Annotated in this window: 17 protein-coding genes; 8 read left to right on the forward strand and 9 right to left on the reverse strand. The window is 68.8% G+C overall.

Annotated elements, in window-relative coordinates; genetic code table 11:
- Positions 1–18 precede the first annotated feature (18 nt).
- A complete protein-coding gene (parE, locus tag EDC25_RS02275) occupies positions 19–1,905 on the forward strand; it encodes a DNA topoisomerase IV subunit B (RefSeq protein WP_123522055.1) in 1,887 nt (628 codons plus the stop codon).
- 23 nt (positions 1,906–1,928) lie between these two features.
- Positions 1,929–2,615 (forward strand): glutathione S-transferase N-terminal domain-containing protein, encoded by a 687-nt coding sequence (locus EDC25_RS02280; protein WP_123522056.1) that lies wholly within the window; start codon positions 1,929–1,931, stop codon positions 2,613–2,615.
- Between the two features lie 410 nt (positions 2,616–3,025).
- On the opposite strand, the gene EDC25_RS02285 is transcribed toward EDC25_RS02280, so the two are convergent.
- The 9 genes from EDC25_RS02285 to grxD all read right to left on the reverse strand — a co-directional run bounded on the left by EDC25_RS02285 (position 3,026) and on the right by grxD (position 15,778).
- Positions 3,026–5,749 carry a bifunctional diguanylate cyclase/phosphodiesterase gene (locus EDC25_RS02285; protein ID WP_123522057.1) on the reverse strand — a complete coding sequence of 908 codons (2,724 nt, stop codon included), beginning with the start codon at positions 5,747–5,749 and terminating at the stop codon, positions 3,026–3,028.
- An 81-nt stretch (positions 5,750–5,830) separates the two neighbouring features.
- Entirely contained in the window at positions 5,831–7,285 is a 1,455-nt protein-coding gene (gene tldD / locus EDC25_RS02290) for a metalloprotease TldD (protein ID WP_205984965.1), read from the reverse strand.
- Entirely contained in the window at positions 7,282–11,103 is a 3,822-nt protein-coding gene (locus EDC25_RS02295; protein WP_123522058.1) for a YhdP family protein, read from the reverse strand. The genes tldD and EDC25_RS02295 overlap by 4 nt, the downstream gene beginning before the upstream one ends.
- Positions 11,104–11,139: 36 nt before the next feature.
- A complete protein-coding gene (gene rng / locus EDC25_RS02300; RefSeq protein ID WP_123522059.1) occupies positions 11,140–12,624 on the reverse strand; it encodes a ribonuclease G in 1,485 nt (494 codons plus the stop codon).
- Positions 12,625–12,671: 47 nt separating this feature from the next.
- Entirely contained in the window at positions 12,672–13,265 is a 594-nt protein-coding gene (locus EDC25_RS02305; RefSeq protein ID WP_123522060.1) for a Maf family protein, read from the reverse strand.
- A gap of 332 nt (positions 13,266–13,597) precedes the next feature.
- Positions 13,598–14,068, reverse strand: a complete 471-nt coding sequence (rlmH, locus tag EDC25_RS02310) for a 23S rRNA (pseudouridine(1915)-N(3))-methyltransferase RlmH (protein ID WP_123522061.1) — start codon at positions 14,066–14,068, stop codon at positions 13,598–13,600.
- Positions 14,068–14,670, reverse strand: coding sequence for a YhgN family NAAT transporter (locus tag EDC25_RS02315; protein WP_123522062.1), 603 nt, complete (start codon positions 14,668–14,670; stop codon positions 14,068–14,070). Before EDC25_RS02315 ends, rlmH begins: the two co-directional genes overlap by 1 nt.
- A 30-nt stretch (positions 14,671–14,700) precedes the next feature.
- Positions 14,701–15,456, reverse strand: a complete 756-nt coding sequence (locus EDC25_RS02320; RefSeq protein ID WP_123522063.1) for an SDR family NAD(P)-dependent oxidoreductase — start codon at positions 15,454–15,456, stop codon at positions 14,701–14,703.
- A gap of 4 nt (positions 15,457–15,460) precedes the next feature.
- Positions 15,461–15,778, reverse strand: a complete 318-nt coding sequence (gene grxD, locus EDC25_RS02325) for a Grx4 family monothiol glutaredoxin (RefSeq protein WP_123522064.1) — start codon at positions 15,776–15,778, stop codon at positions 15,461–15,463.
- 168 nt (positions 15,779–15,946) lie between these two features.
- On the opposite strand from grxD, the gene EDC25_RS02330 reads away from it, so the two are divergent.
- The 6 genes from EDC25_RS02330 (at position 15,947) to EDC25_RS02355 (ending at position 23,326) form a co-directional block, all read left to right on the forward strand.
- Positions 15,947–16,525, forward strand: coding sequence for a superoxide dismutase (locus EDC25_RS02330; protein ID WP_123522065.1), 579 nt, complete (start codon positions 15,947–15,949; stop codon positions 16,523–16,525).
- 71 nt (positions 16,526–16,596) lie between these two features.
- Entirely contained in the window at positions 16,597–16,842 is a 246-nt protein-coding gene (locus EDC25_RS02335; RefSeq protein WP_123522066.1) for a hypothetical protein, read from the forward strand.
- Positions 16,843–17,022: 180 nt separating this feature from the next.
- Entirely contained in the window at positions 17,023–18,348 is a 1,326-nt protein-coding gene (locus EDC25_RS02340; protein WP_123522067.1) for a hemolysin family protein, read from the forward strand.
- 13 nt (positions 18,349–18,361) lie between these two features.
- Positions 18,362–18,991, forward strand: a complete 630-nt coding sequence (locus EDC25_RS02345; protein ID WP_123522068.1) for an exopolysaccharide biosynthesis protein — start codon at positions 18,362–18,364, stop codon at positions 18,989–18,991.
- Between the two features lie 34 nt (positions 18,992–19,025).
- A complete protein-coding gene (locus EDC25_RS02350) occupies positions 19,026–21,167 on the forward strand; it encodes an O-linked N-acetylglucosamine transferase family protein (RefSeq protein ID WP_123522069.1) in 2,142 nt (713 codons plus the stop codon).
- A complete protein-coding gene (locus tag EDC25_RS02355; protein WP_123522070.1) occupies positions 21,164–23,326 on the forward strand; it encodes a TonB-dependent receptor family protein in 2,163 nt (720 codons plus the stop codon). Before EDC25_RS02350 ends, EDC25_RS02355 begins: the two co-directional genes overlap by 4 nt.
- Positions 23,327–23,350 lie beyond the last annotated feature (24 nt).

A 23,350-nucleotide genomic window follows, 5' to 3' on the forward strand; every position in this document is an offset into this window, starting at 1 on the left:
CGCATACGCCTGCAACCGATGAGCCGTTACGACGCCGCCGATATCGAAGTCCTTTCCGGTCTTGAGCCGGTCCAGCGCCGGCCTGGCATGTACACCGATACCGCGCGTCCCAACCACCTGGCGCAGGAAGTCATCGACAACTCCGTCGACGAGGCGCTGGCCGGCCATGCCCGCACGATCGAGGTCACCATCTTCCGCGACGGCGCCTGCGAGGTCGCCGATGACGGCCGCGGCATGCCGGTGGACGTCCATCCCGAGGAGGGCATTCCCGGCGTCGAGCTGATACTCACGCGACTGCATGCCGGCGGCAAGTTCAACAATCGCAATTACCGCTTCAGCGGCGGCCTGCACGGCGTCGGCGTGTCGGTCGTGAACGCGCTGTCGCAGAAGCTGGAAGTGTTCGTCAAGCGCGGCGGGCAGGAATACCACATGGCCTTCGCCGACGGCGAACGCACCAGCGAGCTGGCCGTGGTCGGCACGGTCGGCCGCAAGAACACCGGCACCCGCGTGCGCTTCTGGCCGGATCCGAAATATTTCGATTCGCCGCGCATCAGCCTGCGTGCGCTGCGCCACGTACTGCGGGCGAAGGCGGTGCTCTGCCCCGGCCTGACCGTGCGCCTGCACGACGAGGCCAGCGGCGAACGCGACGAATGGTGCTACGCCGACGGCCTTCGCGATTACCTGCGCGGCCTGCTGGTGGACCAGGTGGTGCTGCCCGCCGACCTCTTCCTCGGCAGCGTCGAGCGCGAGACCGATGCCTGCGAATGGGCGCTGGCCTGGCTGCCGGAAGGCGAGCTGGTGCAGGAAAGCTACGTCAACCTGATTCCGACCGCGCAGGGCGGCACCCATGTCAACGGCCTGCGCACCGGCCTGACGGAAGCGCTGCGGGAGTTCTGCGACTTTCGCAACCTTCTGCCGCGCGGCGTCAAGCTGGCGCCGGAGGACGTCTGGGACCGGCTGTGCTTCATCCTGTCGGTGAAGATCGCCGATCCGCAGTTTTCCGGCCAGACCAAGGAGCGCCTGAGTTCGCGCACTGCCGCGGCGCTGGTCGAGAACACGGTCCACGATGCTTTTTCACTGTGGCTCAACCAGCATGTCGCCGAGGGCGAGGCCATCGCGCAGCTGGCGATCGAACGCGCCACCGCGCGCCTGAAAACCGAGAAGCAGGTGGTCCGCAAGAAGGTCACGCAGGGCCCTGCGCTGCCCGGCAAGCTCGCCGACTGCAGCAGCCAGGACCTGTCGCGTACCGAGCTGTTCCTGGTTGAAGGCGACTCCGCCGGCGGCAGTGCCAAGCAGGCACGCGACAAGGACTTCCAAGCCATCCTGCCGCTGCGCGGCAAGATCCTCAACACCTGGGAAGTCGAGTCCGGCAGCGTGCTGGCGAGCACCGAAGTGCACGACCTCGCCGTCGCCATCGGCGTCGATCCCGGCAAGCCTGACCTGACCGGCCTTCGCTACGGCAAGGTGATCATCCTCGCCGACGCCGACTCCGACGGCCTGCACATCGCGACGCTGCTGTCGGCACTGTTCCTGCGCCATTTCCCGGCCCTGGTCGAGGCCGGCCATGTTTTCGTGGCGATGCCCCCGCTGTTCCGCGTCGATGTCGGCAAGCAGGTGTTCTATGCGCTCGACGAGGGCGAGAAGAACGAACTGCTGGCACGCGTCGAGCGCGAGAAGATGCGCGGCCAGGTCTCCGTCACCCGCTTCAAGGGCCTGGGTGAAATGAATCCCTCGCAGCTGCGCGAGTCGGCGCTGCATCCGGACACGCGTCGCCTTCTGCGCCTGGATGTCGATGATCCGGTCGCAACGAAGGCACTGGTCGACATGCTGCTGTCGAAGAAGCGTGCCGGCGATCGCAAGAGCTGGCTGGAAAGCAAGGGCAACCTTGCCGCCTTGGACATCTGAGCGCATCGACAAGGAACGCCACCATGATCGACCTGCATTACTGGCCGACGCCGAACGGAATGAAAGTCCGGCTGCTCCTGGAAGAGACGGGGCTGCCCTGGACGCCGCACCTGGTCGATATCAGGAAGGGTGAGCAGTTCGCTCCGACGTTCCTGGCGATCTCGCCGAACAATCGCATCCCCGCGATCGTCGACCACGATCCCGTCGGTGGCGGCGAACCGGTCAGCCTGTTCGAATCCGGCGCGATCCTGCTCTACCTGGCCGAGAAAACGTCGCGCTTCATTCCCGGCGACGTACGCGGCCGCGCGGAAGTGCTGCAATGGCTGTTCTGGCAGATGGGCGGCCTCGGACCGATGGCGGGACAGGCGGGTCATTTCCGCATCTACGCGCCGGAAACCGTGCCCTACGGCATCGACCGCTACACGCGCGAGGTCACGCGCCTGTACGGCGTGCTCGACCGCCGCCTCGCCGACCGTGAGTTCATCGCCGGCGACTACTCGATCGCCGACATGGCCTGCCATCCGTGGATCGCGCCGCACCAGGCGCACGGCCAGAACCTGGCAGACTTCCCCAACCTGCGCCGCTGGTTCGATGCCATCAACGCCCGGCCGGCGACGCAGCGCGCCTACGCGGAGGCGCTGCCGGCCTACTCGCGTCCATTGAGTGACGAGGAACGCGCGGTGCTGTTCGGAACCCCACCGAAACCCTAGCCCGCTGTTCAACGCCTGGCCGGCGACGCGGTGCGCCTGCACGGAGGCACTGCCGGCCTAGTCGCGGTGGTTGGGTGACGAGGAGCGCGCGGGGCTGCGCGACAGCGCCGAACCCTGGCCTGATTTTCGACGCCCGAACGGCGACACAGCCCGCCTGCGCAGAGGCACTGCCAGCCTGCTCGCGGGCGTTGGGTGACGAGGAGCGCGCGGTGCCGTTCGCGACAGCGCCGAAACCCTGGCCCGCTGTTCAACGCCCGAACGGCGACGCGGCGCGCCTGCGCGGCGACACTGCCGGCCTAGTCGCTGTCGTTGGGGACGAGAGCGCGCGGTGCCGTCCGGGACGCCACCGAAATCCGGGCCCGCTCCAACATGCGGCCCTCAACGCAGGCCCCTGCGTACTGGCTGCCGGCCTAACCGCTTCCGTCGGGTGACGGGGATCGCGCGGTGCTGTCCGGAACGGCGTCGAAGCCCTGGCCCGCTTCCTCCTCGATGGGTGGCGCGGCGAAGCGGTCCCGGCAGTAGACCGCCGGCTCCGGCCGGTGCAGCGCGAAACCCTGCACGTAGTCGATGCCGAGCATGCGCAGGCGTGCCGGCAGTTCGACGGAATCCACCGATTCGGCGACCACGCGCAGGTCGGCGTGGTGGCCGATCTCGGCGACCGCGCGCACGATGGCCAGGCTCATCGGATCGGTATCGATCTTGCGGATGAAGCTGCCGTCGATCTTGATGATGTCCACCGGCAACTGCCGCAGGTAGCCGAACGAGGCCATGCCGACGCCGAAATCGTCGAGCGCGAATCGGCAGCCGATGGCACGCAGGCGGCGCATGAAGGTCTGCACGCGGCGCAGGTTGCCCACCGCCGAGGTTTCGGTGATCTCGAAGCACAGCTTGCCGGGCGTGACGCGATGGCGCTCGATGGCATCGATGATGACGTCGGCGAAACCCTCGGAATCGACGCTGGCGCCGGAGAGGTTGATCGAGCAACTGCTCAGATTCGGACCGTCTGGATGCAGGCGGTCGAAATTGGACAGCGCGGTTTCCACCACCCACTTGTCGAGCAGCGGCATCAGGCCGAAACGCTCGGCGGCAGGAATGAAGTTGCCGGGCGAGATCATCGTCCCGGACGGATCGCGCATGCGCAGCAGCACCTCGACGCGCGCGCCGGCACCCGTCACTTCCTTGCGCAGCGAACGTATCTCCTGGTAGTCCAGGCTGAGGCGGCCATCCGCCATCGCCTGGCGGATACGGCCCGGCCATTCCATCTCGCTGCGCCGGTGCGCGCTCTCGGCGTCGCTCTCGGCATACAGGTAATAGCGGTTGCGTCCGTGTTCCTTGGCCAGGAAGCAGGCGGTATCCGCCATCGACAGCGCGTCGCCGCGCGTCATTCCCGGCTCGTCAAGGATCACCAGGCCGATACTGGCGGTGACCGCCACGCTGCGCTGGTCGAGGCGATGGATATTGCCGGCGACCACCTCGCACAGGCGCTGCGCGGTCGCGCGCGCGTTCGCCTCGCGGCCGTCGGCAAGCAGGATGCCGAACTCGTCACCACCCAGGCGCGCGAGCCGGTCGCTGGGGCCGAGCTGGTCGCGCAGGCAGGCGGCGATCCGGATCAGCAGTTCGTCGCCGGCGGCGTGGCCGCTGCTGTCGTTCACCACCTTGAACTGGTCGAGGTCGAGATAGAGCAGCGCCCGCGGTATGCCGCCGGCATCGACCGCGGCGATCGCGCGATCCAGTTCGGTATCGAAGCCGCGCCGGTTGTTCAGACCGGTGAGATCGTCATGCATGGCCTGGAAGCGCAGTCGTTCGGTCAGCTCGCGCAGTTCGCTGACGTCGCTGGCGACCATGAGCAGCTTGTATTCCCCGTCAAGTTCGACGCGCGTCACCGAAAGGCTGGCCCAGAAGCCGCCGGCGTGGCCAAGGTGGATGGTCTGCTCGATCAGCGCCTGGCCGGTGTCCGCCACGGAGCGGACCTGGCGCACCATTTCCGGATCGTCGATGAGCTGGTCGAGCGTGGACAGCAGTGGTGTCAGGTGCTGGCCGAAACGCCGGCGTCCAGCATCGTTGATGTAATCGAGGCGGCCATCGTCGGCACGTACGAGTGCGACGGCGACCGGCAGCAGGTCGTTGAGGGCGCGGAAACGCGTTTCGCTGGCCTGGTACTGGCTGGCCAGCTTGTTGGCCAGGCGCTGCGCACGCTGGCGCATGCCGATCAGCGACCACACGGCCAGCGCCATCATCACGCTTGCCAGCAGGCCGATGGCCAGCGTCAGCCCCGCCTCGGTCGAGCGCGACGTGTTCGACGGCATCGCCGTCAGGTGCAGGCGCCAGATCCGTTCGCCGAAACGCACGTCTTCGACCAGTTCGATGTGCGGTTCCCGCGGACCCGGATCGTCGATGACGCTCTGGAACAGCATCGTGCCGGTCTGGGCGTCGCGCACGTCGACATTGAAGTTGGCGAGCACGTCCGGCGGCAGGCCGACCTTCAGCAGCGCCGAAACATCGAAGATCGCGGCCACCGAACCGGCCAGGCGATCCTGGCGCTCGTCCTGCGTCGCCGGTGGCGCGCCGCGGGTGAACACCGGCAGGCGGAAACTGACGGCCAGCCATTCGCCGCGGATCGGGTCACCATGGCGGAAAGGTGCCGACAGCACCGGCTGGTCACTGCCTGCGGAACGGTGCAGCGCTTCCAGGTCGTTCGGTCGTGCCGACACATCCAGTCCGATCAGCGCGTCATTGCCGGCGGCGGGCGCCACCATCTCGGTGATGTAGCGGCTGCCGCCATCCGGCGCGGTGCGGCGCGCCGCGTATTCGAGCAGGCGCAGCGCCGGGACGAAGTGGTCCTTGTCGAGGATCCGGTGCAGGGTGGCGAACTCGCGCGGCGACACCCGGTCGGCGGACAGGAAGGCCGCCTGCAGGGAGCGGATCATCTGGCTGGCGAACGCCAGTTCGCTGTTGAGCGTCTCCGCGCTGCGCGCGGCGATGCGCGCCAGCTGCATGTGCCGGTCCTCGACCAGCTTGCCATGCTGCCAGTGCGCGACGAGCGCGCTCAATGCCAGGCCAAGGACCAGCGCCACCAGGCTCCACACCCGTGCACTCATCCTCGAACCGGACTGGTCGGCGACGATGTTCCCCATTCCTCCCTCGCCAGGGTCGACCCTGAACTATCTCCGCACTTTAGCGCAGGCCGACGCTGGACGGGCGACCCGCCAGGCGGGTCACGTCTGCGTGCCGCCCACGGTCATCGCATCGATCTTCAACGTCGGCTGGCCGACTCCGACGGGGACGCTCTGGCCATCCTTGCCGCAGACGCCGACCCCGGTATCCAGCCTCAGGTCGTTGCCGACCATGCTCACCCGGCCCATGGCCTCCGGTCCGTTGCCGATCAGCGTCGCGCCCTTCACCGGCGCGGTGACCTTGCCGTCCTCGATCAGGTAGGCCTCGGATGCGGAGAACACGAACTTGCCGGAGGTGATGTCCACCTGGCCGCCACCGAAATTCACCGCGTACAGGCCGCGCTTCACCGAGGCGATGATCTCGCCCGGATCGCTTTCGCCTGGGCGCATGTAGGTGTTCGTCATGCGCGGCATCGGCAGGTGCGCGAACGACTCGCGGCGGCCGTTGCCCGTTGGTCGCGAGCCCATCAGGCGCGCATTGAGCTTGTCCTGCATGTAGCCGGTGAGCACGCCGTTCTCGATCAGCGTGGTGCACTGGGTCTGCACGCCTTCGTCATCGATGTTCAGCGAACCGCGGCGACCGTCCAGCGTGCCGTCATCGACGATCGTGCACAGCGACGAGGCCACCTTCTGGCCCATCCGGCCGGCGAAGGCACTGGTGCCCTTGCGGTTGAAGTCGCCTTCAAGCCCATGGCCGACGGCTTCGTGCAGGAGCACGCCGGGCCAGCCCGGGCCGAGCACGACGGTCATCTCGCCGGCCGGCGCGTCGACGGCCTCGAGGTTCACCAGCGCCTGGCGCACCGCCTCGCGCGCGAACGCGAACGGCAGGTCGCCGGCAGTGAAGCGTGCGTAGTCGTGGCGACCGCCCCCGCCGGCACTGCCCTGCTCGCGGCGACCGTTGCTTTCGACGATCACCTGGACGTTGCAGCGGACCAGTGGGCGGACGTCGCCGGCCAAGGTGCCGTCGCTGGCGGCGACCAGCACGGTTTCAATACTCCCGGCAAGGCTGACGATCACCTGCTGCACGCGTGGATCGAGCGAGCGGGCGAAGGCATCGACCTCGCGCAGCAGCTTCACCTTGTCGTGGTTGTCGAGGCTGTCCAGCGGATCGACCGGTGCATACAGGTTGCGGCCACCGGCCACCTTGAGCGCCTGCCCCGGCGACGACTGTCCTTCGCGGGCGATCGCGCGCGCGGCGCGCCCGGCCTCCACCAGCGCCGGCAGCATGATCTCGTCGGAATAGGCGAAGCCGGTCTTCTCGCCGCTGATGGCACGGATGCCGACGCCCTGTTCGATGCTGTGCGTGCCGTCCTTGACGATGCCGTCCTCGAGCACCCACTGCTCGCTGCGGCTGCGCTGGAAATACAGGTCGGCGGCGTCGATGCCGGGCCCCATCACCTGCGCGAAGACGCGCTCGAGGTCGGCCTGGCCCAGCCCGCCCGGGGCAAGCAGCGAACGCTCTGCCAGTTCGATCGGGGCGAGGATGTCAGTACTCATGTTGCGGGTTCCATGTCTGCGCGCTCGGCGCGTGGGCGGGGCGAGGTGCCACTGATAGGCTCCTGCTTGATGATGACCGGATCGTCCCAGGGGCCGGTGACGCGATACACCATGTGGCTGACCTTGTGCGCGCGCATCAGGCCCTGCATCAACAGGCCGGCGGCGGCACCGGCCGGGCCGCCGGCGATCACGCCGACCACCGGCAGCGTGCCACCGACGCGCGGCGTCACTTCCAATGTCTGGTCGTAGTCGCGCAGTATCAAGCCCGTGCGACCGGTCACCAGGATGTCGGCCGAAGGTGATTTGAGCAGCACGTTGTCGGTATAGGCCTCGCCGACGTCGAGCTGGAAGCTGCCTTCGATGGAGCTGAAGCGCATGCCCTGGCTGAAGATGTCGCGGAAATCCAGGACCAGGCGGCGCGGGATCTCGCGCAGGTTGAGCAGGCCGAACAGGCGGCCGACGCCGGGATCGATGTCGATGATGCGACCGGAGCCCACCTTCAGCGTGAGCACGCCCTCGATGTTTTCCAGCGCGAAGGCAGCGGGCGAACCGGCCCAGCTGCCGCGGATGGTGCTGTCGGTGCGGCCTCCTTCGATCAGCGCCGCGAAGCCGAAACTCTCCAGCATGCGGCCCAGGTCCGGTGCGCGCAGCGCGATGTCGAAGTCGGAGCGGTCACCGGTCGCCACGCGCCGCCATAGTCCAGTGGCATCCAGCTCGAAGGCGGAATTGCGCGCCTGGAAACGCTCGACGCGGAAGGCGCCATCGGCCACCTCGGCGAGCAGCCGGGTGCTGCCCAGGTGCTTGCTGCCGATGCGGACGTCTTCGGCCTCCACGTCCAGCGCCGGCATCGCCGCTGGATCAAGGTCGCCGCCGAGGGAAGCGCTGCCCGCCTCCGGCACATGCACGCGGCTGAAGCGGCCGCGCACCACGCGGCCCTCGCTCGCCTTCGGCCAGACGATCTCGCCATCGATATCGGGACCGCGCAGCTGCACCTTCACCGTGCCATCGGCGGGCAACATCTGCAGGTCGACGTCGCGGAAGGCGCGACCGAACACGCCGAGTTCACCTGCCCGCAGCATGATCGGCGGCCAGGTCGTCGCCGAATCGTCGCCACGCGCGGACAGCGCCAGCCAGCCGGTAAGGTCGAAGGCGGGCACCTGCCCGCTGATGCTGAGGCCGAGGCGGGGCACCTGCTCGGGCGTGGCGCCGCCCAGTGCGACGGCGCCGGCGAATCCAAGGCCGGCACTGGGCAGTCGTGCCTTCATGTGCACCAGGCTGCCGATGCGCAACTCGAGCGGACGCGGCTGCCCTTCCGGCGACAGTCGCGTCTCCAGCCTGAGCGGCAGCGCGCTGCCCCGGCTCTTGGCCAGCGGCGCCGGCAGGTCGAGTGCGATGCCGCGCAGGTCGCTGTCGACACGGACGCGGGCGCCGGGTTCGCTTCCCGCGGCATCGGCATGCGGCACCTCGATGCGGACCCGCCATTCGGCGCGGCCATCCATGCGCGCGACCATCGGCGCCACATAGTCGAAGTCGCCGAACAGCGCCGAGGCAGGCAGGCGTCCGCGCAGCTGGCCTTCCAGCGTATGGCGCGAATCAACGACGTCGTCGCCGATGCGCAGGTCGAGCATCGCCGGTTCACCGGCGACGCCGACGGCCAGCCCCGAGGCGGAGATGCCATGGCGGGTGAATTGCAGTTCGCCCTGCACGTCGGTGAAATCCAGCTGGCGCTGGCGGTCGCGGAAATGCGCGCCGGCGAAGGTCACGCGGCCGTCAACGGAGGCGTTGCCGAGTTCCGGTTTCAGCGGCACCCGCAGATCGACGTCCGCGCGTGCGGGGCCTTCGAGGCTCATGCCCTCAAGATGCTCGCCCCAGCGCTTTTCGACCGGGGTACGCCGCAGCAGGTCCAGCAGCGCGACGCCGTCGCCGCGACCGGAGCCGTGACCCTCGAGTACCGGCAGCTTCAGGTTCTCGACCCGGATACCGGCGCGATCAATGGGCACGCCGGCCATGCGCGCGCGCCGGGACTGCACGGCGAGGCTCATGTTCTCGAATACCAGGTCGGCGTCAATGCCGCGAAGCGCCGGCCATTCCTCGTGGTAGTCGAGCCCGGCTTCAGCGACGCTGGCGGTGGCTTCGAAATGCCCCGTGCCGGGCGGAAAAGGGAACGGTCCGACCGGACCGCGCAACCAGGCCGATCCGGCGACGATCTCACCCCCGCGCAGCGCGCGATTGAGCCAGCGCGCCGTGTTCGGAATCCGGTTGAGCGGCCAGAACGCCTTGACCGCCTCGATCTGCGTCGGCCCGACCAGGGCGCCGAAGTCCAGCTGCACCGGTCCATCACGCGGGATGTCGACCCCGCCGGCCAGCCGCAACTGGAAACCGTCGCCAGCGATCGGCAACTGGTCGGCATGGAAATGCCAGCCGTCATCGTCCTTCCAGCCGCTGATCGCACCACGGCCGATATCCATCGCGACCGGCGCGGCCAGGACGCCGGGATAATCGACGACCAGACCTTCCGCTTCCGGCCACGCCACCAACCCCTCGGCATCGCCGAGGACACCGAGGTCGAGTCCCCGCAGGCCCGGCTGTCCGGGCGCCCCGCTGGAAACCAGGCCCGACACCCGCAACGCATACTGGCGCAGGCGGCCGCCGGCGAATTCGGCGTCGATGACATCGATGGCACCCGCGGGCTGGCCCTGGCGCAATGCACGCCGCGCCGCCGGCGATCCGGCTGCCGCCAGTTCCGCGAAACCCTGCAGCGGCGCCAGCGCCAGACCGGTGGCGCGCAGACGCAGCCCGCCGTCGGCGACGACACCCACCACGCGCCCCATCGCCACGCCGTCGATGCGCAGGTCATCCACCAGCAGACGGCTGTTGGCGCCTTCGCGCTGCCAGCGCGTGCCCATGGCCAACGGAGGCAATCTGACGGCCGCGTCGGCATCGCGCGTCGGATGCGCCTGGTCGCCGTCGGCGTCCTTCGTGTCCACGCTGCGGCGCCAGGTCGACGCCGTGACCGCCAGTTCGGCCTGTGCGTCATGGACGCCGCGGTCGTCGAACGTCAGCCAGGCTTCCAGATCAAGCCGGCCGTCGTCCGGATGGACCGGCATCGGCAGGCTGTCGTCGAGCCAGCGCGACAGCCGTACGTCGTCGGCATGCAGGTAGGCGTGGCCGCGCCCGAGGGCAAGGTCGAGCGCGAGTTCGATGTCATGGCTGTCGTCGTCCGAACCGGATGGCCGCAGGCGACCCCGCCAGTGATCACCCTCTTCGCCGCCGATCCAGCGCAGCTCCGCCAGCTGCACGCGCAGCGGTGGCCGCTGCGCGTCATAGCGCACCTGCAGGCGGCTGTCGCGCACGGCGAACGCGGGCAGTGCCTGCAGGACCTCGCTCAGCGAACGGCGGCGCTCGCCACGCAGCAGTTCCGGCAATCCGAGCACTTCCCAGCGGCCGTCGTCCTGTCGCGACAGCGTCACGTCCAGGCCCTGCACACGGAATTCGTTGAACACGCGCCCCGGCAGGACCAGGCCGGCGAAGTCCACGGCCCAGGCGGCGCGGCCGATGCGCAGTGCCGAGTCACCCTCGCCGAAGCGCACGCCGTGCAGCGCGACCACCGGACCGCGCCGGCTCCAGCCGGGTTCGGTCGATTCGATCCGTACCGGCGAGCCCAGGCGCGACGACAGCAGGCGCGCAACCCGATCGGGATCGGACGCCCACCACGGCAGTGCCAGCTGGATCACACCGACCAGGACCGCCGCCGCAATCAGGGCGCCGGACACCGTCCATAACAGCCAGCGCTGCAATCGTCGACGCCAGATCTTCACATTACCGCCAGGCCGGAGGCCGCTGCCAGGGCGCCATCAGAGCAGAACCACATCGTACTGTTCCTGACCGTACTGCTCCTCGGCCTGGAAGCGGATGCTCTTGCCCAGGAATTCCTCCAGCTCGACGACCGCGGCGGATTCCTCCTCGGTGATGCGCGTGACGACCTTGGGCGACGCCAACACCAACAGCGTGCGCGCCTCGAACTGGCGTACGGCACGTGTGATCTCGCGGAAAATCTCGTAGCAGACGGTCTCGGCGGTCTTGATGACGCCACGGCCGCCGCATTCGGGGCAGGACTCGGTAAGCTGCCGCGCCAGGCTCTCGGTCGTGCGCTTGCGCGTCATTTCAACCAGCCCGAGGGGACTCATCGCGTAGACGGTGGTCTTGGCGTTGTCGCGGGCAAGGAACTTTTCCAGCGTGCGCAGGACCTGGCGCTTGTGCTCATCGTCTTCCATGTCGATGAAGTCGATGATGATGATGCCGCCGAGATTGCGCAGGCGCAGCTGCCTCGCCACCGTCTGCGCGGCCTCGAGATTGGTGCGGTACACCGTTTCCTCGAGGTTGCGATGGCCCAGGTAGCCGCCGGTGTTCACGTCGATGGTGGTCATCGCCTCGGTCTGGTCGATGACCAGGTAGCCGCCGGACTTCAGCGGCACTTCCTTGGTCAACGCCTTCTGGATCTCGTCCTCGACGCCGTAGAGGTCGAACAGCGGCCGCTCGCCGGGATAGTGCTCGATGCGCTCGATCTGGTCCGGCATGAAGGTCTGCGCGAAGGCGATCGTGCGATCCCAGGTCTCGCGTGAATCGATGCGCACCTTCTCGATGTTCGCGCGCATCAGGTCGCGCACGGCGCGCAGCGGCAGCGAGAGGTCTTCGTAAAGGCGCGCACCGACCTTCGCTGCCGGCGCCCGGGCCTGCACCTGCGACCAGGCCTTGTCGAGGTAGTCGACATCCTCGGCCAGCGCCTCGGAGGTCTGGCCTTCGGCATTGGTGCGCACGATGTAGCCGCAGCCGTTGCGCTCGCTGAAGTTCTGGACGACGGATTTCAGGCGTGCACGCTCGTCCTCGTCCTCGATGCGCGCCGAAACGCCCAGCGTGCGGCTGCGCGGCAGCAGCACCAGGTAACGCGAGGGAATCGAGATCTGCGTCGTCAGGCGGGCGCCCTTGCTGCCGATCGGGTCCTTGATGACCTGGACCACCAGCTCCTGGCCTTCACGAACCAGTTCGTTGATCGGCGGCACGGGGGGCGGCGCGTTCGTTGCGCCCTCTTCGGTCAGCATTTCCACCGTGGCCGCGCGGACGATGTCCGAGGCATGCAGGAACGCCGTGCGCTCAAGTCCGATCTCTACGAACGCCGCCTGCATGCCCGGGAGCACGCGGACAATGCGGCCCTTGTAGATGTTGCCGTACCAGCCCCGGCGTGCGGCACGCTCGACATGCACTTCCTGCAGCATGCCGTTTTCGACCAGCGCGACCCGGGTCTCCCGGGGCGTGACGTTGATCAACAATTCTTCAGACACCGGCGCAATCCCTTGTTCCTTCGCCCGATTGTGCCCGAAAAACGCCGTCAAACCGCGAATCCCGCCGCCCGCAGCAGGCGCGCCGTTTCAAACAGAGGCAATCCCATCACGCCGGAATAGCTGCCGGACAGGTGGCTGGTGAAGGCCGCGGCACGGCCCTGGATGGCATAGGCGCCCGCCTTGCCGAAAGGTTCGCCGGTGGCGACATAGACGCGGATCGCCGCCTCGTCCAGTGCGTCGAACCGGACACGGGTCGTGCAGACCAGCGACGTGGGCGGCCCGGCAGCGGGCGGACCGGCAAGGCAGACGCCGGTCAGCACCTCGTGTTCCCGGCCGGCCAGCCGGCTCAGCATGGCCGCGGCACCGGCCTCGTCCACGGGTTTGCCGAAAATTTCCCCGTCCAGCACGACCTCCGTATCCGAGCCCAGCACCCAGCCGTCGCCGCCGGCACCAACCGCCAGCGCCGCGCGCCCGGCCGCGGCCTTTGCGCGCGCCAGCCGCTCGACGTAGGCCACCGGCGACTCGCCCGGCTCGGGCGCCTCGGGAATATCGACATCCAGGACCTCGAAATCGACGCCGAGCTGCCCGAGCAGCTGGCGGCGACGCGGGGATTTCGAGGCGAGATAAAGAATCGGGGCCATGGCTTGAACGAAGTCGGTCGGGTCGCGAGCGGAAGCCGCGCATTGCAACACGGATGATCACACGGCGCAGGCTGCCGCATGCGGGCTGACATTGAGACACGGGCAAGCGTGGTGATCGGCCCTGATGCCATCGGGATAAGGGCTCGCCGGCGGGAAACCGCCGGCATGGGGCCAGGCCTGAAGCCTTGCCGTGACGCATGGCGGCGAAACCTCGACCGGACCGGCGCCCGCACCGGAGTGGCACAACGGCCGCACGGGAGCCGGGCCACACCCGCATGATCGGATCCCGCAGGAGGCGGCACGCGGCACGCTGCCACGCCGTGCAGCGAGGTTCAATCGCGATGGTAGGGGTGTCCGCTCAGCAGCGTATGGGCGCGATAGAGCTGCTCGGCGACGACGATACGTACCAGCGGGTGCGGCAGGGTCAGTGGCGACAGCGACCAGCGCTGTTCGGCGCTGGCGCGCAGCTCCGGGTCCAGGCCGTCCGGGCCGCCCACCAGCAGCGCGATATCGCGACCGTCGAGCTGCCACTGGTCGAGGCGATCGGCAAGTTGCCGGGTCGTCCAGGCGCTGCCGCGTTCATCGAGGGCGATGACGCGCGCATCGCGCGGAATGGCCGCGCGCAGGCTGTCCGCTTCTTCGCGCTGGCCACGCGCGACGTCCCCGCGCGACGCCCAGGGCGACGCCGGACGTTCGACGAGTTCAAGTTTCAGATGCTGCGGGAAGCGACGCGCGTATTCGCGGTAACCGGCGTCCACCCAGGCGGGCATCTTGTGCCCGATCGCCAGCAGCAGCAGTCGCATCAGCCGGCCGCGAGGGCGCTGCGCAGATAGACGGCGACGCCGTCGAGCACCATCTGCACCGACAAGGCCACCAGCAGCATGCCCATCAGGCGTTCCAGCGCACTCAGCGCGCGTGCGCCGAGCAGGCGGTACAGCCAGGTCGCCGAGAACAGGATCGCGGCAGTGCCGACCCACGCGATAACCAGCGCCAGGCTCCAGTCGGCGGTGCGCTCGGGATTCTGGTTGGCCAGCAGCAGCAGCGCCGCCATGGTCGACGGCCCGGCGATCAGCGGCACCGCCATCGGCACGATCAGCGGTTCGCCGTCGGGAATCTCGCCGAACAGCCCTTCGGCCGTCGGGAAGATCATCTTCACGCCGATCAGGAACAGCACGATGCCGCCGGCGATGCTGATCGATTCCTGGCGCAGGTGCAGGCCCGCGAGCACCCACTGGCCGGCGAACAGGACGACGAAAAGGATGGCCAGCGCGATGAGCAGCTCGCGCGCCAGGACGTAGAGGCGGCGGCGTGGGGCCAGCGGCCGCAACAGGCCCAGGAACACCGGAATGTTCCCGAGCGGATCCATGATCAGGAACAGCAGGACGGCGGCCGAGAGCACTTCCATGGTCGGACTCCAGCGCCCCGGGGGCGGGGCTTACAGCCGCAGCAGGCGACCGCGCCAGGCGGCGCCCTCGCTGCCGAGCAGCGCGGTCACGGCCCGGGCCGCGCGATCCGGCGTCGGCACGGTGGACGGATCCTCGGAGAACCACACGCGCTGGCGCAACGCCGTGCGCATGGGGCCCGGATCAAGGGCGTGCACGCGCACTGCACCGGTGTCGGTTTCGTCGTGCAGCATCGAGGCGAACTGCGCCAGTCCGGCCTGGGCCACGCCATAGCCCCCCCAGTAGGCACCCGACGTGGCTTCCGGACCGTTGACGGTGAAGACGACCGCGGCATCGGGCCGCGCCTGCAGGTGCGGCAGGCAGGCCTGGGTCATCAGGAACGGCGCGCTCAGATTGATGTGCAGCGCCGCCAGCCAGTCATCGACTGGCGAACGTTCCACGCCACACAGGCCGCGCAGGTGGGCCGATGCGAATACAAGGGCGTCGATGCCGCCGCACTGCCCGACCACGCTGGCGGCGAACTCGGCATAGTCGTCCGGGTTCGCGCCACCGAGGTTGAGCGGATACAGGGCGGCCTTGCCGCCCGCCGCCTCGATGTCGTCGTACAGGCGTTCCATCGCCACCACCTTGCGACCGACCAGCACGACCTCGGCGCCGGCAGCCGCCGCCTGGCGCGCGATGGCCTGGCCGAGTCCGCCACTGGCGCCGGTGATGACGACCACGCGACCGTACAGGTCCGGCGCTGCCGACGGCCAATCGGCCGGGCAGGACGCTACGGGCAGTGCCATGGGATCAGGCGCGGGAGACTTCGGCGACAAGCTGCTGCAGCTCGCCCTTCTCGTACAGCTCGAGGGTGATGTCGCAACCGCCGATCAGCTCACCATTGATGAACAGCTGCGGGAACGTCGGCCAGTTCGAGACGCGCGGCAGGGTGGCGCGGATTTCCGGGTCTTCCAGCACATTCACCGAGGCGAACTGCGCGCCGACAGCCTGCAGGGCCTGGACGGTACGGCTGGAGAAGCCGCACATCGGGAACTGCGGGGTGCCCTTCATGAACAGCACGATGGGCTGCGAATCGATGGCCTGCTGGATGCGCTCGGTGACGTCCATGGAGGAAATACCTTGGGAAGCGGGAGAGAGTCAGCCTGCCACTATGGGGGCCCGGCAGGTGCTTTGCAATGCCTGCCCGGACTGGCGGTCATCGGCGATCCGGGTCGATTTGCTAGACTCGCCGGTCCTGCAACCATGCCAGCCCACGCAAGCCACGAGGATACGACCATGGCCATTGAACTGCCCCCGCTCCCCTACCCGCGCGACGCCCTGCAGCCGCACATCTCGCAGGAAACCCTGGATTACCACTATGGCAAGCATCACCAGGCCTACGTGGACAACCTGAACAAGCAGATCGCCGGCACCGAGTTCGAGACCCTGTCGCTGGAAGAAATCATCCGCAAGTCCAGCGGTGGCGTCTTCAACAACAGCGCCCAGGTCTGGAACCACACCTTCTACTGGAACTGCCTGTCGCCCCAGGGCGGTGGCGCACCGACCGGCAAGCTGGCCGAAGCCATCGATGCCGCCTTCGGCAGCTTCGAGAAGTTCAAGGAACAGTTCACGCAGACCGCCCTGACCACGTTCGGCTCCGGCTGGGCCTGGCTGGTGCAGCGTCCGGATGGCCAGCTGGCGCTGGTGTCGACCAGCAACGCCGCCACGCCGCTGACCGGCACCGACACGCCGCTGCTGACCTGCGACGTGTGGGAGCACGCCTACTATGTCGATTACCGCAACGCACGCCCGAAGTATGTCGAGGCGTTCTGGAACCTGGTGAACTGGGACTTCGTCGCCAGCCAGATGCGCTGATGCGCACCGGCGATGGCGACGGCGCCGCCGTTGCCATCGCCATCGCCATCGCCGGGCCCTTGTGACAGGTCTTGTCTGGCGCTCAAGACCAACAGAACCAGTCCGACAACGCATCGCGCCGGCAGGCGCGTCCTGCCCGGGTCAACAAGACCGACGGCCTCGACGAGGACATCGCCAGCGCGGCGTCCAGCGAGCCGGGGCTCGGTGAAGGCCTGGCGCTGGCCGCTTCCCGCGACCGGGTCATCGCCGCCCGCCGCCGCGGGTCCGGCGTCGCAGCCAACCATCCACCCATGCCCGGGATCCGGGACCTCTGCTAATTTGCCGGCTGTGTGGACGTCCGATCCGATACGCCTGACAGGCCTTGCCGCAACGCCGGGTTTGCGTCCCGTGCCCTGCACGCCTGCCGCACACCGCGCAGCCGGGCACGCCGTCGGTCCGTCGCCGGGCCACGTACCTGTGACCGGTAATCCGACGGCACTACGACTCCGCGAACACCCATGACGACCGACCTCGTCATCATCCTCGCCCTCATCCTGCTCAACGGCTTCTTCTCCATGTCGGAGATGGCGGTCGTGACATCGCGCCCGGCCCGGCTGCGCCAGATGGCGCAGACCAGTCGGGGCGCCCGCATGGCCTTGCAGCTGGCCGAACGGCCGGAACGCTTCCTGTCCGCGGTGCAGATCGGCATTACCCTGGTCGGCGTGCTGACCGGAGCACTCGGCGGCATCGCCGTCGCCGACGACGTCGCCGGCTGGCTCGCAGCCATCCCGGGACTGGCCGCGTACGCGCATCCCGTCGCCGTCGCCGTCAGCGTCACGGGCATCACTTTCGCGACGCTGGTCCTCGGCGAGCTGGTACCCAAGCGGCTTGCGCTGACGCGCCCTGAACTGATAGCCAGTCGGGTCGCGCCACCCATGCGCGTGATCGCCGCCGTCACCCGGCCGTTCATTGCCGTGCTGGCATTCTCGACGCGGCTGGTGCTGCGCCTGCTCGGACTGCGCGACGGACCGGCGCAGACCGTCACCGAGGACGAGATCCGGCTGCTGGTTGCCGAAGGCGCGGAACAGGGCGTAATCGATGCCAACGAACGAAACATGGTCAACCGCGTCCTGCGTCTGGGTGACCGCGATGTCGAGAGCCTCATGACACCCCGGACCGATATCGTCTGGCTGGACGCCGATGCGGGCACCGAAGCAAACCTGGCGGTGATGCGCGAGGTGCCGCACTCGCGCTTTCCGGTGCGCCGCGGCAGCGACGACCGCATCCTGGGCATCTTCGAAAGCAAGCGCGTGGTGGAACTGCCCGACCTCGGCAACGGACAGTGGCTGGCGCACCTGCGTCCGCCGCTGTACCTGCCGGAAACCACCCCGGTCCTGCGTGCGCTGGAGAAATTCCGCGAGGAGGACATGGCCTTCGCGCTGGTGGTCGACGAATACGGCGACCTCCAGGGCCTGGTCACCAGCAACGATGTCCTCGACGCCATCGTCGGCAATCGCGCCAGTGCGGCGGGTGACGGCAACGCGGGCGACAGTGAACTCCCGATCGTCCAACGCGAACACGGCGGTTGGCTGGTCGACGGCCGCCTGGCCACGGACGACCTGCGCGAACTGCTGGGCGTGTCGGCCCTGCCGGGCGAGGAGGAACACGACTTCCACAGCGCCGCCGGCATGCTGATCGCGCACTTCGATCGTATTCCCGCCGTCGGCGAAGCCTTCGAATGGCGCGACTGGCGTTTCGAAGTGGTGGACCTGGACGGCGCGCGAATCGACAAGCTGCTCATCGAGCCGCTGCCCGGCCCTGCCGCCACGCACGCGCTGCCCTGAGCGACCGCGCCCGATGAGCGACGCCGCTCACAGCATCCGCACCACCGAGATGATCCGGCAGATGCTGGATTCCATCGCAAGCGACCGGATTACCCTGGGCGAACTGGTCGACCGCTTCAACCGCCGCGGCTTCGGTTTCGTACTGCTTTTCCTGTCCCTACCCGCCTTCATCCCGATCCCCGGCGTCGCCGGCGTGACCGGACCGCTGATCGCGATCCTCGGCGTACAGATGATCATCGGCCTGCGCCATCCCTGGGTGCCGGCGTTCGCACGGCGCAAGACGCTCGCGAAGTCGTCGATCGAATCCTTCACCCGGCGCATGGGCCGCCCGCTGAAGGTCATGGAACGCTTCTGCCAGCCGCGCCTGCCGTGGCTGTTCGACAACGCCGGCAACCGCGCCACCGGCGTGATGGTGGTGCTGTACGGGCTGCTGCTGTCACTGCCGATCCCGTTCACCAATTACCTCTTTGGACTGATCCTCCTGGCGATGGCCATCGCACTGATCGAACGCGACGGCATGCTGCTGGTCAGTTCGTGGTTCGTCATCGGTCCGCTGGTGATGGCGGTGGGCGTGCTGCTGCGCAACCTGAGGGCCTGGCGCCTGAAACGTCGGCGCGCGGCCCGCGGCATGAACGGACACTGATCCGGACTTCGCGACGCGACGCTAGACTCGCGTCGTGGACAGCAACGATCCGATCGCACTCGCCGCCGCATCATTGCAGCGCGGCCATGCCGAGGAGGCGCTTCGCCTGCTCGCATCCGTACTGGCGCGGCAACCTGGCCTTGTGCCCGCCCTCGGGTTGCAGGCGAACGCCGCCCTGCTTGCAGGTCAGCCCGCCCTCGCCGTGCAGGCGTTGCGTCGCCTTCTGGCGCTGCAACCTGCGCAGCCGGCACTTCGTCGCGTGTTGTCGCAGGCGCTCAACCGGCTGGGTAGCGAAGCGCGACGGGCACGGCGGACGGAAGAGGCCGAGCGCGCCTTCGCCGAAGCGCTCGAACACTGGGACGGCAACACCGAGGCGCGCTTCAACCTGGCGCTGGGTTTCATGTCCTCGCGCCGCCACCGAGAGGCCCTGCCCCACTGGCAACGACTCCACGCGCAGGCACCCGCCGATCCGGAAGTCGCCATCGAACTGGCGTCCGCACTGGCGCTGGCTGCGAAGTTCAGGCAAGCGCGCGAACTGCTGGCCGGGATGGAGATGCCGGGCGACCTGCCGGACGCGCTCCGCATCCGGCAGGTCGAAGCACTCCTGGTCGCCGGCGACGCGCCAGGCGCCGAACGCGCAGCAGGTTTTCTCGCGCGCAAGGACGGCCCACATCTGGCCGGTCCGCTGGCTTCGCTGGCCGAGAAATTCGCGCATGCCGGTGCATCCGTTCCTGCCAGGGCGCTGTACCGCCATGCCGCGGCCTTGCGCGGCGATGGCGCCGCCGCGCCGGGTCTTCGCGACCTGATCGCCTCGCGCCTCGCGCTGCCTGCCATTGTCATCGATGCGTCGGACATCGCCGTGGCCCGCAAACAGTTCGTGCAGGGCATGGAAGATCTGCACTCGCAGCTGGACCACGAGCGCCTGGGCCGCTGCGAGCGGAGCCTGGCCCAGCTGGCCTGGAGCAACTTCTTCCTCGCCTACCACGGCGAGAACGACCTCGCACTGCAGTCGTCCTGGGGCGACCTGCTCTCACAGCTGGCGGCACGGCTTTGTCCGCCGTTGCCGCGGCCGGCGCGCCGCGCCGACGCGACCGGTCAGGCGCGCATCGCCCTGGTGTCCTCGTGCTTCCGCGAGTGCACGGCCGGAGCGTATTTCGGCAGCTGGCCACGGTTGCTCGCCGAACTGGGCCACGAGGTCCATGTCTTCCAGCTCGGACCGCACTTCGATGCCACGACGGCAGCCATCGGACAGGCGCCGGCGATGCTCCATCGCATCGAAGGGGGAGCCGACGAACTCGCCGGCGCGCTCGCGGAAGCCGCCTGCGACCTGATCATCTATCCGGAACTGGGCATGGATGCACGGCTGCTGCCGGTCGCGGCGTTGCGGCTCGCACCGCGCCAGGCCTGCGCCTGGGGCCATCCGGTCACGTCCGGCCTGCCGACGATGGACGGCTGTTTCTCCTGTGCCGACATGGAGCCGGCCGACGCGCAGGCGCACTACCGCGAGCGCCTTCACCTGCTGCCCGGACTCGGCACCCGCTATCGCGTTCCGACGCTGCCGCCTGCAGCGGGCCGCGCGGAACTCGGATTGCCCGACGACGTCCCGCTGTACCTGCTGCCGCATTCGCTGTTCAAGCTGCATCCCGACAACGACGCCGTGTTCGCGGCAATCGCGGCAGCCGACCGCGATGGCGTGCTCGTGCTGTTCGAGGGCGAAGGCGAAGCGATGCGCGCACCCTTCCTGGCGCGCCTTGGCGCCGCGCTGCGCGCTGCCGGCGCCGATCCCGACCGGCAGTTGCTGGTGCTGCCCATGATGGATCGCGAGCGTTTCCTGCAGGTCAACCAGGCCTGCGACGTCATGGTGGACAGCCTGTACTGGTCCGGCGGCAACACCAGCCTCGACGCGCTGCTGTCAGGCCTGCCCATCGTCACCCGCCCCGGTCTGACCATGCGCGCACGGCAATCGATGGCGATGCTGCGCCGGATTGGCCTCGATGAGCTGGTCGTGGCGACACCGGATGAACTGGTGGCGCGCGCACTGGCCGTCGCCCGTGACCCCGGCTACCGCGCCCGTCTTTCGCAGCACATCCGCGACCATCTAGACGTGCTGTTCGATTCCAGCGGACTGCGCGACGCGCTGGCCGCGCACATCGACGCACTCCTGGTCCGCCCATGAGCTTTCCCGCGCGCCTCGCGACGACGCGTTCCACCATCGCGCTGGCCGCCGCACTCTCGGCCGCACACACCGGCGTGATCGTCGCCGACAGCCCTCTCGACGAGGCGGCAACGGCAGGCGCACGCGAGCTGGACACCGTCATCGTCGACAGCGCCGGGCTGCACTCGGTCCCGGCGTTCGAAGTCCCCGCCTCGCTCGACACCGTGTTTATCGAGGAGGGCAACCGCGCGCAGGCGATCGCGTCGGAGCTGCTGCAAGGCGTACCGGGGCTGCTGGCGCGCGACCGCCAGAACCACGCCCAGGACACGCAACTGTCGATCCGCGGTTTCGGCGCGCGCGCGACCTTCGGCGTGCGTGGCGTGCGCCTTTATGCCGACGGCATTCCGGCGACGATGCCCGACGGGCAGGGCCAGCTCTCGCACTTCGCACTGGCCGGTGCCGAACGCATCGAAGTGATGCGCGGGCCGTTTTCAGCGCTGCATGGCAATTCTTCCGGCGGCGTCGTGCAACTGTTCACGGCCGATGGACAGGCCGGCGATCCCTGGCGCGTGCGCAGCACGTTCGGCAGTGACGACACCTGGACGGTGTCCGCCAACCTCCAGGGTGGCCATGCGCACGGCGGTTACAACGTCGCGCTGGCGCGCTTCGATACGCAGGGTTACCGCGATCACAGCGCGGCCAGGCGCGACACCGCGAACGCACGCCTGCACTGGCTGTTCGAGGGCGGCCATCGCCTGGATCTGGTGTTCAACCATCTCGACCTCCCCGAGGCACTGGACCCGTTGGGACTGACCGCGGCGCAGGTCCGCGAGGATCCGCGCCAGGCCACGGCGGTGGCGGCGCAATTCAACACGCGCAAGTCGGTGCGGCAGACGCAGGCGGGACTGGCCTGGCAACAACCGGCCGGGGAAAGCGGTTCCCTGCATGCGCGCGTGCACGCCGGCGGCCGTGATGTCGTCCAGTACCTTGCGATCCCGGCGTCCGCGCAGGCCAATCCCCTTCATGCTGGCGGCGTCATCGATCTCGACAACCGCTACGGTGGCGCCGACCTGCGCTGGCAGTGGCTGGGCGAGCTGGCCGGTCGCCGCGCCGAGTTCACCATCGGCACCAGTGCGGATCGCCAGCACCAGCATCGTCGTGGCTTCGAGAACTTCGATGGCGACGCGCTTGGCGTGCGCGGCGTGCTGCGGCGCGATGAAAGGAATCGCGCAGGCAACAGTGACCAGTTCGCGCAGCTGTGGTGGCAGGTCGCCGGGCGCTGGTCGCTGCTGGCCGGCGCGCGCCACAGCAGCGTGCGATTCCGATCCGATGACCGATATGCCAGCGCTGGCAATCCCGATGATTCCGGCCAGGTCCGCTACGCGCGTACGACGCCGGTCGCCGGCCTGGTGCTCGCGCCAGTGGAATCCCTGCGCATCTACGCGTCCGCCGGCAGCGGCTTCGAGACGCCGACGTTCAACGAGCTCTCCTACCGTGCCGACGGCGGGGCCGGCCTGGCCTTCGACCTGCGTCCGGCGACCAGCCGCAATATCGAGGCGGGCCTGAAATGGCGCCGTGCCGGCGGCGGCCTGCTGGAAACGGCGCTGTTCCGCGCCGATACCGACGACGAACTGGCGGTCGCGAGCAATATCGGCGGCCGCAGCAGTTTCAGCAATGTCGGTCGCGCCCGGCGCGAAGGGATGGAGGCCGCATGGTCGCAGTCGTTGGGCAGCGAATGGGACCTGCGGCTGGCCGCCACATGGCTCGACGCCACGTTCCGCGACGGCTTCCTGGCCTGCACCGGCGCCGGCTGTACTGTGCCGGCGACCGTGGTTCCCGCCGGCACGCCCATTCCCGGTATCGCCCGGCAGCAGGCCTTCGCGCGACTGGCCTGGACCGGCGGCAGCTGGAACGCCGCCGTCGAGGGCATGGCCGCGAGCGACGTCCGGGTCAGTGACACCAGCAGCGAAAAGGCCGCCGGACACGGACTGCTGAACCTGGAAGTCTCCCGGCGCTGGCACCTGGGTCAGGGACAGTGGCGCGCCTTCCTGCGCCTGGACAACGCCTTCGACCGCGCGTACGTCGGCTCGGTCATCGTCAATGAAGGCAATGGCCGCTACTTCGAGCCCGGTGCCGGCCGCACCTGGCTGGCCGGGCTGCAATGGAACTGGCAGCGCTGAGGGCGCCGGCCGCGCCTGCGGGCC

The organism is Pseudofulvimonas gallinarii, from assembly GCF_004343305.1.
GTDB classification, from domain to species: Bacteria; Pseudomonadota; Gammaproteobacteria; order Xanthomonadales; family UBA2363; genus Pseudofulvimonas; species Pseudofulvimonas gallinarii.

Coding starts and splice junctions, on each gene's coding strand:
- EDC25_RS02320 (WP_123522063.1), bottom strand. CDS start 15,456: ATGGCACTGCCCGTAGCGTCCTGCCCGGCCGATTGGCCGTCGGCAGCG.
- EDC25_RS02340 (WP_123522067.1), top strand. CDS start 17,023: ATGACGACCGACCTCGTCATCATCCTCGCCCTCATCCTGCTCAACGGC.
- grxD (WP_123522064.1), bottom strand. CDS start 15,778: ATGGACGTCACCGAGCGCATCCAGCAGGCCATCGATTCGCAGCCCATC.
- tldD (WP_205984965.1), bottom strand. CDS start 7,285: ATGAGTACTGACATCCTCGCCCCGATCGAACTGGCAGAGCGTTCGCTG.
- EDC25_RS02280 (WP_123522056.1), top strand. CDS start 1,929: ATGATCGACCTGCATTACTGGCCGACGCCGAACGGAATGAAAGTCCGG.
- EDC25_RS02355 (WP_123522070.1), top strand. CDS start 21,164: ATGAGCTTTCCCGCGCGCCTCGCGACGACGCGTTCCACCATCGCGCTG.
- EDC25_RS02305 (WP_123522060.1), bottom strand. CDS start 13,265: ATGGCCCCGATTCTTTATCTCGCCTCGAAATCCCCGCGTCGCCGCCAG.
- EDC25_RS02330 (WP_123522065.1), top strand. CDS start 15,947: ATGGCCATTGAACTGCCCCCGCTCCCCTACCCGCGCGACGCCCTGCAG.
- EDC25_RS02285 (WP_123522057.1), bottom strand. CDS start 5,749: ATGGGGAACATCGTCGCCGACCAGTCCGGTTCGAGGATGAGTGCACGG.
- EDC25_RS02345 (WP_123522068.1), top strand. CDS start 18,362: ATGAGCGACGCCGCTCACAGCATCCGCACCACCGAGATGATCCGGCAG.
- EDC25_RS02315 (WP_123522062.1), bottom strand. CDS start 14,670: ATGGAAGTGCTCTCGGCCGCCGTCCTGCTGTTCCTGATCATGGATCCG.
- parE (WP_123522055.1), top strand. CDS start 19: ATGAGCCGTTACGACGCCGCCGATATCGAAGTCCTTTCCGGTCTTGAG.
- rlmH (WP_123522061.1), bottom strand. CDS start 14,068: ATGCGACTGCTGCTGCTGGCGATCGGGCACAAGATGCCCGCCTGGGTG.